The sequence below is a fragment of the Chthonobacter albigriseus genome, from assembly GCF_013839445.1.
Classification (GTDB): domain Bacteria; phylum Pseudomonadota; class Alphaproteobacteria; order Rhizobiales; family Pleomorphomonadaceae; genus Chthonobacter; species Chthonobacter albigriseus.
Map to the genome: position 1 here is coordinate 274,780 of NZ_JACDIT010000003.1, position 11,589 is coordinate 286,368.

The 11,589-nt window shown below is 69.3% G+C and carries 11 protein-coding genes and 1 other RNA gene; 9 read left to right on the forward strand and 3 right to left on the reverse strand.

The genetic code is table 11. The features are described from left to right. Positions 1–139: 139 nt before the first annotated feature. Positions 140–700, reverse strand: a complete 561-nt coding sequence (locus HZ321_RS11580) for an SspB family protein (protein ID WP_181702499.1) — start codon at positions 698–700, stop codon at positions 140–142. Positions 701–917: 217 nt separating this feature from the next. After that, positions 918–1,287, reverse strand: a transfer-messenger RNA (tmRNA) gene (gene ssrA / locus HZ321_RS11585). Positions 1,288–1,414: 127 nt separating this feature from the next. Here ssrA and HZ321_RS11590 point away from each other — a divergent pair. The 9 genes from HZ321_RS11590 to HZ321_RS11630 all read left to right on the forward strand — a co-directional run bounded on the left by HZ321_RS11590 (position 1,415) and on the right by HZ321_RS11630 (position 9,475). Then, the gene (locus HZ321_RS11590; RefSeq protein ID WP_181702500.1) at positions 1,415–2,167 is read left to right on the forward strand and encodes an SDR family oxidoreductase; all 753 of its coding nucleotides are present in this window, start codon (positions 1,415–1,417) and stop codon (positions 2,165–2,167) included. 131 nt (positions 2,168–2,298) lie between these two features. Next, positions 2,299–3,093: a thymidylate synthase gene (locus HZ321_RS11595; RefSeq protein ID WP_181702501.1), complete on the forward strand. Its 795-nt coding sequence runs from the start codon at positions 2,299–2,301 to the stop codon at positions 3,091–3,093. Then, positions 3,093–4,094 (forward strand): DUF4424 domain-containing protein, encoded by a 1,002-nt coding sequence (locus HZ321_RS11600; protein WP_181702502.1) that lies wholly within the window; start codon positions 3,093–3,095, stop codon positions 4,092–4,094. The genes HZ321_RS11595 and HZ321_RS11600 overlap by 1 nt, the downstream gene beginning before the upstream one ends. 69 nt (positions 4,095–4,163) lie before the next feature. Further along, positions 4,164–4,649, forward strand: a complete 486-nt coding sequence (locus HZ321_RS11605; RefSeq protein WP_181702503.1) for a GNAT family N-acetyltransferase — start codon at positions 4,164–4,166, stop codon at positions 4,647–4,649. Continuing rightward, entirely contained in the window at positions 4,646–5,176 is a 531-nt protein-coding gene (locus HZ321_RS11610) for a dihydrofolate reductase (protein ID WP_181702504.1), read from the forward strand. The genes HZ321_RS11605 and HZ321_RS11610 overlap by 4 nt, the downstream gene beginning before the upstream one ends. Positions 5,177–5,379: 203 nt before the next feature. Continuing rightward, positions 5,380–6,486 carry an FtsH protease activity modulator HflK gene (hflK, locus tag HZ321_RS11615; protein WP_181702505.1) on the forward strand — a complete coding sequence of 369 codons (1,107 nt, stop codon included), beginning with the start codon at positions 5,380–5,382 and terminating at the stop codon, positions 6,484–6,486. Continuing rightward, positions 6,486–7,463 carry a protease modulator HflC gene (hflC, locus tag HZ321_RS11620; RefSeq protein WP_181702506.1) on the forward strand — a complete coding sequence of 326 codons (978 nt, stop codon included), beginning with the start codon at positions 6,486–6,488 and terminating at the stop codon, positions 7,461–7,463. The genes hflK and hflC overlap by 1 nt, the downstream gene beginning before the upstream one ends. Before the next feature lie 127 nt (positions 7,464–7,590). Further along, positions 7,591–7,776, forward strand: coding sequence for a DUF2065 domain-containing protein (locus HZ321_RS11625; protein ID WP_181702507.1), 186 nt, complete (start codon positions 7,591–7,593; stop codon positions 7,774–7,776). Between the two features lie 184 nt (positions 7,777–7,960). Beyond that, positions 7,961–9,475, forward strand: a complete 1,515-nt coding sequence (locus tag HZ321_RS11630) for a Do family serine endopeptidase (protein WP_206682775.1) — start codon at positions 7,961–7,963, stop codon at positions 9,473–9,475. A 50-nt stretch (positions 9,476–9,525) separates the two neighbouring features. Here the strand turns inward: HZ321_RS11630 and HZ321_RS11635 are convergent, their stop codons facing one another. Beyond that, positions 9,526–11,505, reverse strand: coding sequence for a DUF4139 domain-containing protein (locus tag HZ321_RS11635; RefSeq protein ID WP_181702509.1), 1,980 nt, complete (start codon positions 11,503–11,505; stop codon positions 9,526–9,528). Positions 11,506–11,589: the final 84 nt, after the last annotated feature.

The following is an 11,589-nucleotide window of genomic DNA, read 5'->3' on the forward strand; positions in this document are numbered from 1 at the left end:
GCAAAAGTTCACTCACGGCATCTCTCTCCGGTAGCCCCCGGACAAGAGATAGACCGCCCCACCCCGCGCCAGAAGAGCGAACCGCTCCCGTCGCGTCGAGTTGAACGACGATGGGTTTCTGATGGGATCGGGAAAAGGCTCAGGTCTTCTTGCGGAACGCGTCCAGCGAGACCACCGCGGCGGATTTCTCGCCCTCCGCCGGCGGCGCTTCGGCGGCCGGCGGCGCGGCCTCTTTGGCCTCGTCGTCGACCGGCTTCACCTGCACGGGCACCACGGGCGTCAGCGCCGGCGGCGCCGGCTTCAGCGTCTCCACCTCCGCGCCGGCGGCTGTGGCCTCGGCCTCGCGCGCCACCTCGAAGGTCATGCCGAACTCCACCGACGGGTCGAAGAACCCCTTCACCGCCGAGAACGGCACCAGCAGACGCTCCGGCACGCCGGAGAACGACAGCCCCACCTCGAACGCGTGCTCGGTGACGGCGAGGTCCCAGAACTGGTGCTGGAGGATGATGGTCATCTCCTCCGGGAACCGCTCGCGCAGCCGCGACGAGATCCGCACGCCAGGCGCACCGGTGTCGAAGGCGATGTAGAAGTGATGGTCGCCGGGCAGGCCAGCGCGCACCACCTCGGTCAGCACCTTGCGGACCACGCCCCGGAGCGCCTCCTGGGTCAGCACGTCGTAGCGGATCAGATCCTCGGCCATCGTCCCTCACCAAACCTCGGCCCCGTCGGCCGGTCGCCGGTGCTTCCGAGTCGAACCGGAAACGCCGCGACTCTACCGGACACCCCTCGTCCGCGAAATGGGGTTTTCGCCAACCCTCAAACCCGCGAACAGCCGTTCTGTTCACGACGAGCGGCGTCGCGACGCACGCACGTCACATGCGAGGAGCCGGTCTGGATGATCCGGAGCTGAAAAAGGAAGTGGAGGCTTCTGTTGCCAGGTGCCTCCGAACCCCGCCTGAAAGTGCTACCCCTCAGGGCTTGATTCCCAGTGCTAGCACCGCATTACGCGGCGACGGCGACCGGAGCATAGTTGTCATTCGCAACTATAGGTTTAGCCCGATAACGGCGGTACAATGCCGAGCGAAAGAACCACCTTTACACCCTCGTCGATCCTATTTCGCCCCCGCCGGAGCCCGCGTTTTCGCCGCTTTCGCGCCGCGGGCTCGGGTGGAGGCGCCGGGTACCGCCCCCGGGTCCGATAGGTTTATTACGCAGCCGATTTATCGCCATAGCCGGGTTGCCCCGGCACCCACACATATAGGCCGCAAGCCGTCCCTTGTGAAGAGCGCTCCATCCGATCCCGGTTGATCCGGATCATGGACCGCGCCTGCCGGCTCGCCGAAGGTCGGGTTCTCGGCCATGGCGAGGGCGGCACTCCGCCCCGACACCGCCCAACGACCGCAGGGAGACGATCATGACGACGCGCGCCGTATCCGAACTCTCCATCATCGTCACCGGAGGCGCCCGCGGCATCGGCGCGGCCGTGGCCCGCGAGCTCGCCGGCGCCGGCGCCAAGGTCATGGTTGCCGACGTCATCGACGACGAGGGCCTCGCGCTCGCAGCCGAACTCGGCGGCCCGGCCGTCTACCGCCACCTGGACGTCGCAAGCGAAGCCGACTGGCAGGCCGCCGTCGCGGAGGCCGAGCGCCTGTTCGGCGGCGTCAACGCGCTCTTCAACAACGCGGGCATCCTCGGCTACGGCGGCATCGGCGCCTGCACGCCCGATCAGTTCCGCCGCATCATCGACGTCAACCTCACCGGCGTCTTCCTCGGCCTCCACGCCACCAGCCCGGCCATCCGCCGCGCCGGCGGCGGCATGATCGTCAACACCTCCTCCACCGCCGGCCTCCAGGGATACGCCGGCCTGGCCGCCTATGTCGCCAGCAAATGGGGTGTCCGTGGGCTGACCAAGGCCGCCGCCCTCGACCTTGCCGCCGACCGGATCCAGGTGCTCTCCCTCCACCCCGGACCGATCCGCACCCCGATGACGGAGGCCATCTCCGACGAGATCGCCGCGAACCAGCCGATCCCCCGCTTCGGCACCCCGGACGAGGTCGCCCGCATGGTCCGCTTCATGTTCACCGAGGCAAGCTATTCCACCGGCTCCGAATTCGTCGTCGACGGCGGCGCCGTCACCGGCCAGGTCCTCCCCCTCCCGGAGGGCTGATCCCCGCCGCCTCCCGGCGCTTCATTGTGGACGCGACACGCCTGCCGCTTCCCTCACCCTTCCGGGGAGGTTAAGGGTTGGGTGAAACGCCGTCCCCGGCCGCGTGCGAACGGCCGCCCGGAGCCGTGCCCATGCGCCAGTACCACGACCTCGTCGAACGCATCCTCGCCGACGGCTTTGAGAAGTCCGATCGCACCGGCACGGGCACGCTCTCCGTCTTCGGCCACCAGATGCGCTTCGACCTCGCCGAGGGCTTCCCCCTCGTCACCACCAAGAAGCTGCACCTGAAGTCCATCGTCCACGAGCTGATCTGGTTTCTGGCCGGCGATACCAACATCGCCTACCTCAAGGAGAACGGCGTCTCCATCTGGGACGAGTGGGCCGACGAGAACGGCGACCTTGGCCCCGTCTACGGCCACCAGTGGCGCTCCTGGCCAGGTCCGGACGGCACCGTCGTCGACCAGATCGCTTGGGTCGAGAGCGAGATCCGCCGCAACCCGAACTCCCGCCGCCTGATGGTCACCGCCTGGAACCCGGCCGACGTGCCGCGCATGGCGCTGCCGCCCTGCCACGCCCTGTTCCAGTTCTACGTCGCGGACGGCCGCCTCTCCTGCCAGCTCTACCAGCGCTCTGCCGACGTCTTCCTCGGCGTGCCCTTCAACATCGCCTCCTACGCGCTCCTCACCGCCATGATGGCCGAGACCACCGGCCTGAAGCCCGGCGAGTTCATCCACACCCTCGGCGATGCGCACCTCTACCTGAACCACCTCGACCAGGCCCGCCTGCAGCTCTCCCGCGCCCCGCGCCCGCTCCCCCGCCTGAAGCTCGCGCCCGGCATCCGCTCCGTGCTCGACTTCCGCTACGAACACGTCGCCATCGAAGGCTACGACCCCCACCCCGCCATCAAGGCCGCGGTCGCCGTATGATGATCCGCCCCGCCCTTCTCCTCGCCGCCGCGCTCGCCCTCGCCGCACCTGCGCGCGCCAACGACTCCACCGCCGAAATCGGCGCCGGAGGGCTCATCTTCCTCGTCAACGAATCCGTCTCGATGGAGCACGAGGAGCTCTTCGTCTCCCCCACCGAGGTGCGTGTGGACTACCGCTTCCTCAACACCACCGACCAGGAGCTGGATTTCACCGTCGCCTTCCCGATGCCGGACATCGACGGCAACCCGTTTCTGCCGGTCTCCATCCCCAACCCCGACGACGACAACTTCCTCGGCTTCACGGTCACGGTCGACGGCAAGCCCGTCGCGGTGAACCTCCAGCAGCGCGCCTTCGTCGCCGGCATCGACATTACGCAGACGCTGGGCGACGCCGGCGTCCCTTCGATGCCCTTCGCCGAATCCACCCGCAAGGCGATCGCCGCGCTGCCGCAGGAAACCCTCGACGCCTGGATCCGTCAGGGCATCCTCGTCAAGGACACCTACGACATCGGCAAGGGCATGGAGGATCACTACGAACCCTACTGGACCCTCAAGACCACCTACTATTGGGATATGACCTTCCCGGCCGGCCGCGAGGTCGCGGTCTCCCACCGCTACACGCCGAGCCTCGGCGGAACCGCCGGCCTGACTTTCATCGAGGACGGCAAGCTCCAGGGTCGGCAGTACCAGGACTACAAGGCCCGCTACTGCCTGGACGGCGACTTCGCCAAGTCGGTCGCAAAGTTCGTCACCCCGGAGGATCCCTACGGATCGGGCCTGACGGAGAGCCGCCTCTCCTACATCCTCGTTACCGGTCGCAACTGGCAGGGCACCATCAAGTCCTTCCGCCTCACCGTCGACAAGGGCGCGCCGGAGAACCTCGTGTCCTTCTGCGGCGAGGGCGTCACCAAGACCGGCCCCACCACCTTCGTGATGGAGAAGACCGACTTCTGGCCCGAGCGCGACCTCGACATCCTGATCGTCAACCGGCAGCCGAACTGACCACCGCTTCCGACCGATTTCCCTGTCCCGCCTCATGACGACGCCGTTCGACCGCGCTATACCCGCCCCATGTCGCTGCTGATCCGTCCCGCCGTCCCCGCCGACGCGCCTCTCATCCACTCGCTCGTCATCGACCTCGCCACCTACGAGAAGATGCCCGACGCCGTCGCCGCCACGCCGGACGACCTCGCCGCCGCGCTCTTCTCCCCGGCGCCGCGCGTCTTCTGCGAGATCGCCACCTGGAACGGCGAGCCGGCCGGCTTCGCGCTCTGGTACTATTCCTTCTCCACCTGGACCGGCCGACACGGCCTCTTCCTGGAGGATCTCTTCGTGCGCCCGGAGCACCGCGGCCGCCGTATAGGCAAGGCCCTGCTCGCCACGCTCGCCCGCCGCTGCCTCGACGAGGGATTGACCCGCTTCGAATGGGAGGTGCTCGACTGGAACCAGCCGGCCATCGACTTCTATGAAGCCCAGAAGGGCGTCCTGATGCGGGGCTGGATCCCGGTCCGCCTGGAAGGCGACGCCCTTACCCAGCTGGCCGGCAGCGCACCGTGACAGCAGCCGCCCCTCGCATCGCGATCATCGTCGCCATCGCCGACAACGGCGTTATCGGCGCCGACGGCGACATGCCCTGGAAGGTGTCGGCCGATCTCAAGCGCTTCCGCAGGCTGACCATGGGCAAACCGGTGGTCATGGGCCGCAAGACGCTCCAGTCGATCGGCAAGCCGCTCGACGGACGCGACAACATCGTCCTCACCCGGGATCCGAACTTCGCGGCCGAAGGGATTCTGATCGCTCGCGATCTCGCCTCAGCTCTGGAGCTCGCCCGCGGCATCGCCGTCGGGCGCGGTGTCGACGAAGTCCTCGTCATCGGCGGCGGCATCCTCTACGCCGAAGCCCTTCCGCTGGCCGATCGCCTTTATGTCACCCACATCGCCGCGAGCCCGGCGGGCGATACCCGCTTCCCTGCGATCGACCCCGCCGTCTGGCGTCCGGTCGACGAGGAGCCGCTCCCGCGCGGCCCGAAGGACACCGCCGACGCCCGCGCCGTCACCTACGAACGGATCGCCCCGACGGCCTGAGCGGCGCTCGGCCATGCCGGCTTAACCTTGCCGGGCGATACCATCCGTACTTTCGCTTGCGCTCTCGTTGACTTGCTCCCTCCCTCTCCCCACTTGCACGAGGCGGACTTGGGGCCCGGGGCGTGCGTTGCTGACATCGCGCAAAGCCCGTATAAGCCGCGAGACCAACACGAAAACGCTTCAGACGAGAGGAACACGGGCCTATGCCTTGGAGCAACCAGAGCGGCGGCGGATGGAAGGGAGGCGGCAATGGTCCATGGGGCCAGCCTCCACGCGGATCCGGAGGCGGTAGCCCGCCTGATTTGGAAGAGCTTCTGCGCCGCAGCCAGGATCGGCTCCGCCGTGTCCTGCCGGGCGGCGGCGGCTCCGGCGGCGCTTCTTCCGGCCGTCTGGCGGCCCCCCTCATTCTCCTCGCGGTGCTCGGTTTCTGGCTCTACGAGAGCGTCTACGTGGTCCAGCCCGACGAAGTCGGCGTCGAACTCCGCTTCGGCGAGGTGAAGCCCGAGATCAACGATCCCGGCATCCACTTCCACTGGTGGCCGATCGAAACCGTCGAGAAGCCCCAGGTCCTCAAGGAGAACCAGGAGAACATCGGCGGCTCGCGCAACGGCGGCGCCTCCGACAGCATCATGCTCACCGGCGACCGCAACTTGGTCGACGTCGAGTTCTCCGTGCTCTGGCGCATCTCCGACCCCGTGAACTACCTCTTCAAGGTGTCCGAGCAGCCGCAGCTGGTCCGGATCCTGTCCGAATCCGCGATGCGCGAATACGTCGCCCGCACCCGCGCCGACGAGTTCCGCACCTCCGGCCTGCAGACCGCGCCCGATCAGATCAAGGCGCTGATCCAGCAGACCCTCGACGCCCAGGAGGCCGGCATCACCGTCAACTCCGTGAACATCGTCCGCGCCAACTTCCCGCGCGAAGTGGCCGACGCCTTCGCCGAGGTGCAGCGCGCCCGACAGGATCGCGACAAGTTCCAGCAGGACGCCCAGGCCTACGCCAACAAGCGCCTCGGCGACGCCCGCGGTGAATCCTCCCAGGTCCGCGAGGCCGCCCGCGGCTACCGCGAACAGGTGATCGCCCAGGCCACCGGTTCGGCCCAGCGCTTCCGCGACGTCTACGAGGAATACGCCAAGTCCCCGGACGTCACGCGCCGCCGCATCTACATCGAAACCATGCAGGGCGTGCTCGCCAGCTCCGAGAAGGTCATCGTCGATGACAGCGCCGGCAATTCCGGCGTCGTCCCCTACCTGCCGTTGCCCGAGTTGCAGCGCCGTGCCCCGGCCGCCGAAGGGGAGGTCGCCCGCTGATGCGCGCCATCGCCTTTCCCCTCACGCTGATCGTCGCGGCGATCGCCCTCCTCGTCGTCTACTCCGCCACCTTTGTGGTGACCGAGCGCGACCAGGCCATCCAGCTCCGCTTCGGCGAGATCCAGCGCGTCATCACCGATCCGGGCATCTACTTCAAGGTGCCGACCAACATGGTCGACACCGTCCAGATCATCGACAAGCGCCTGCAGACGCTGGAGCTGGAGAACAACGTCGTCCAGGTGAACGACGGCTCGCCCTACCTGGTCGACGCCTTCGCCACCTACCGCATCGTCGACGCCCGCTCCTTCCGCGAGTCGGTGTCCGGCAACAAGGTCTTCGCCGAGGACCGCCTGCGCACGCGGCTTAACTCCGCGCTTCGCCGGGTCTACGGCTCGCGCTCCTTCGACGCGGCGCTCTCCACCGCCCGCGCCGAAATGATGCGCGAGGTCTCCGACCTCGTCCGTCCGGAAGCCGCCTCGCTCGGCATCGCCATCGTCGAGCTGCGCATCCGCCGCACCGAGCTCCTCGAGGACGTGCTGGAGCGGACCTTCGACCGCATGCGATCCGAGCGTCTGGCCGAAGCCGCCGAGCTGCGCGCCGAAGGCACCCAGGAAGCCCAGCGCATCCGCGCCGAGGCGGACCGGGCCGCCACCGTGCTCGTCGCCGAGGCCCAGCGCGACGCCGACTTCCTGCGCGGCGAGGGCGACGCGGAAAAGAACCGGATCTTCGCCGAAGCCTACTCGCTGGACCCGTCCTTCTTCGAGTTCTACCGCTCGATGCAGGCCTATGGCGAGGCGCTCGGCGCCGGCAGCGGCACCACTATGGTGCTGTCGCCAACTTCCGAGTTCTTCCGCTTCTTCAACTCCTCGGACGCGCCCGGCGCCGCGCCTCCGGCCGCGACCGCCCCGGCCCCGGCTGCCCCGGCTGCCCCTGCCCCGCAGGCGACCGCCCCGGCTCCGGCGCCGACGACGCCCTGACGACGCGAGCCCGGCCGGTCGACCCGGCCGGGCTCCGCCCCGCGATCGCCCGCTCGGGCGGGCGCCAAGACACTGAACGGTCCCGCAATCGTCCGACGATCGCGTTCGACCTGCGGAAAGAGCCGGCATGAACGACTTCGTCGCCGCCCTCGGGCTTGTCGCCGTCATCGAAGGCGTTCTCTATGCGGCGGCTCCCGCGCTGATGAAGAAGGGCCTGCGCGAGATCATCGGTGTTCCCGAGGCCACGTTGCGCATCGGCGGCATCGCCGCCATGACAGTCGGCGTGATCATCGTCTGGCTGGCGCGCAGCTGATCGCCACGGCGGTGACCGACGGAGCGCTTTTCTGCTCCGCGCGCGCAATTTTCCGTCAGCGGAGGTCGACAGGGGAATGTCGCGCCACATTTTTGGCGATACGCTGGTTTCCGGTATGGCATGAGCGGGTGGCGCGCGTCGGCGGCGCCCTGGTTCGTTTGGAGGTGAACGGCCTATGGCCTTGATGAACGCATTCCCGATGTCGCTGCGTCGGCCCCTGGCCGCCGTTCTTTCCGCGGCCATCCTCGGCGCTTCCTTCGTGGTCGCGCCCCCGGCGATGGCTCAGGCGACGGCCCAGGGCCCCGAATCGGTCGCCGACCTCGCCGAGGACCTGCTCGACGCGGTGGTCAACATCTCGACCTCGCAAACGGTCTCCGAGCAGCGCTCCGTGCCCCTGCCCCAGGTGCCCGAGGGCTCCCCCTTCCAGGACTTCTTCGACGAGTTCTTCGATCAGCAGAACCCCGGCCGCGGCGGCCCGGGTGAGCCCGGCGGCAACGGCAACGGCCCCCGCCGCGTCCAGTCGCTCGGCTCCGGCTTCGTCATCGACGCCTCCGGCATCATCGTCACCAACAACCACGTCATCGAGGATGCGGACGAGATCGTCGCCAACTTCTCCGACGGCTCCAAGCTCACCGCCGAGATCATCGGCCGCGACCTGAAGACCGACCTCGCGGTGCTCCGCGTCAAGCCCACCAAGCCGCTCAAGGCCGTGCGCTTCGGCGACAGTGCCGGCCTGCGCGTTGGCGACTGGGTGATGGCGATCGGCAATCCCTTCGGCCTCGGCGGCACCGTCACCGTGGGCATCGTCTCCGCCCGCAACCGCGACATCAACTCCGGGCCCTACGACAACTTCATCCAGACCGATGCCGCCATCAACCGCGGCAACTCCGGCGGCCCGCTGTTCAACATGAACGGCGAGGTGGTCGGCATCAACACCGCCATCATCTCCCCGTCGGGCGGCTCCATCGGCATCGGCTTCGCCATCCCCACCGAGATCGCCACCGGCGTCGTCGACCAGCTCCGCAACTTCGGCGAAACCCGCCGCGGCTGGCTCGGCGTCAACATCCAGCAGGTCACCGACGACCTCGCCGAGAGCCTCGGCATCGGCTCCACGCGCGGCGCGCTGGTCGCCGGCGTCACCGAAGGCGGCCCCGCCGCCGAGGCTGGCATCGAGGCCGGTGACGTGGTCGTCGAGTTCAACGGCCGCCCGATCGGCGAGATGCGGGAGCTCCCCCGCCTCGTCGCCAACACCCCGATCGGCCAGGCCGTCGACGTCAAGGTCATCCGCAAGGGCAAGGAGGTGATCGTCAAGGTCACCCTCGGCCGCCTGGAGGAAGGCGAGAAGCTCGCCGCCGCCCAGGCCCAGGACAAGCCCGACGCCGACACCCCGAAGCCCGCCGAGAAGGTCCTCGGCCTCACCCTCGGGGCTCTCGACGAGGCGGCCCGCACCCAGTTCCAGATCGGCGAGTCCGTGAAGGCGGGCGTCGTCGTCACCGCCGTCGAGGCCGGCTCTCCCGCCGCCGAGAAGCGCATCGTGGCCGGCGACACCATCGTCGAGGTCGCCCAGGAGAGCGTCACCACCGCCGAGGGCGTGGTGGCTGCGGTCAAGAAGCTGAAGGACATGGGCCGCAAGGCCGCCCTCCTGCTCCTCGCCAACCCCGCCGGCGAACTCCGCTTCGCCGCCGTCCGCATCGAGTAGGGCGTCCCTCCGGGCCGGTCGATCCGGCCGGCCCGGACTTGTCCCTCGCCTCAGAACGAGCGGATCACGGCGTCCACCGCGTCCCGCAGCCTGCGCAGCGTCGTCTCCGCGCCGCCCCGCTCGTCGGCCAGCCGGCCGAGCTCGTCCTCCGTGCCGGCGAGGCTCGCCAGATACCGTTCGGCAAGTTCGCTGCCCGAGGGAACAGCCGACAGGTTCTGCCGCAGGCGTCCTTGGTCGTCGACGATCCGAGCGGTCCTCTCGTCGATCTCGGCCAGCTTGCTTTCCGCCGCCGCCGCCTCCCGCCGGGCGGCGATCAGTTCGGCCAGCTTCTCTCGCATCGCCTCGTCCGGCGCAGTCTCCGACCACAGCTCCAGCGTCGCCTGGTCCACATCGGCGAGCATCAGGCGGGTCAGGTCCGTTCGCCGCTCCACCGCCTCCACCGCCGCGGTCGCGCCAGCCGGCACTTTGACCTTCAGCCGGTTGTGGGTCGCGGTCCGCGCCATCTCCTCCCCGCCCTTCACCGAAAGCGTCCAGCCGTCCCGCGCCGGATGCTCGATCACGATCGTCCGCTCGCCGTCGGCGGCGCCCTTGATCCGGTAGGTCGTGGTGCTCACCACGCCGTAGGTCGCCTCTACGATCCCGTCCACCACCTTCAGGCTGGCAATCGACTGGTCACCGGTCTGCTCCTCCCGCACCGTCACCTTGCGGTCGGCGGCAAAGCTCGCCATCCGCTGTTCGCCCGCCGGGAACGGCAGGATCGACGCGTCGCCCACGTAGCCGTCGCGCCCGTCGTAGACGGTGAGGATGCCTGGCGGCAGCGCCGCCCCGGTGTCGTTGGTCAGCATCACCGCCGCCACCGGGTGCGGGCTGCCGCTCTGCGGCCGGTAGAGGCCGATCCGTTCCGCCGGGATCTCCCGGTCGACGATCGGCACGCTCAAGGTCTCTCCCGCCGCAAGATCCACCGGCGCCGGCAGCGGATAGCTCGCCGCCACATCCCCCTCGACGGCCGCCGTCGTCTGCACCGCCGCCGAGATCGGCATGTCCATCGCCATCTCCGCCGCTTCCGTCATCGGCGCCGGAGCGGCCGCGAAGGCCGACTTCGCCGCATCCTGCGCCAGCCGGCCCAGCGCGCCGCCCACCGCGGTCGGGCCGGTGTCCGGCGGCGGCGCGGTCACGCCGGCCACATCCACCGGCACCTCCGGTCGGTCCCGCCAGTAGAGGCTGTGCAGCCGCTGCCGCAGGGTCACCGGAGCACCGGACGAGAGCACCACCGAAACGCCCTTCCAGTCGTCCGCCGTGGCGTTCTCCACCACGGCCCAGGCCTGCAGCCGCGCCGACCCGTCCGTCCCCGTCACCACCCGGTAGGCGGTCTTCCAGATCGGCGCCGCCACCACATAGGACACCGCCACGGTCCGCTTCGGCCCGTCGGTCAGACCGACGACCACGGTCCGCGCCCCGTCGGCCTTGGATTTGCCGAGCGCTGCGGTGGCCCGTGCAAGCTTTTCCCGCATCGCCGGATCCAGCACCGCCACCGAGGCATCCGGCCCCAGCGCCAGCGCCTCCACCGTCCCGTCCTTCGTCAACACGGACAGCACCTGAACCGTCGCTTCGTCCTTCTCGCGCCGCTCCGACACGCCGAGGACCACGCCGCTCACCGTCCGCCCGCCGCTGGTGGCAGACACCTCCGTCCCCTGCAGCCCCCTCGCCAGCCCCGCGACGGACGCCAGGTCCTCCGGCGAGAACGGCATGCTGCGGAACGTCTCGGCCAGTGTATCGGGGCCGCCGAGCCGCAGGCCGGCCACCCCGCCCTTGGGGTCGCGGACGACGAGGCTCTTCAGCACGTCGTCGACCTGCTCCAGCGGCACCTCGATGGAGACCTCCGTCGTGCCGCCGCCCACCTCGGCCTGCCGCGTGATCTCGGCGAGCCCGCCGGAGGAGAGCACCACCGTCCGGATGTCACCGTCGGCTGCGAACGCCGGTCCGGCAAGAGCGCTTCCGGCAAGAAGCGTGGCAACGAAGGCAAGGCGCATGGTCCGGTTCCCCTCAAGCTGCGCCGGCGGCCCGTGGCGACGCACGGGCGCACGGCGGCAAAGTCTCCGCTTGCCTTGGGTGAC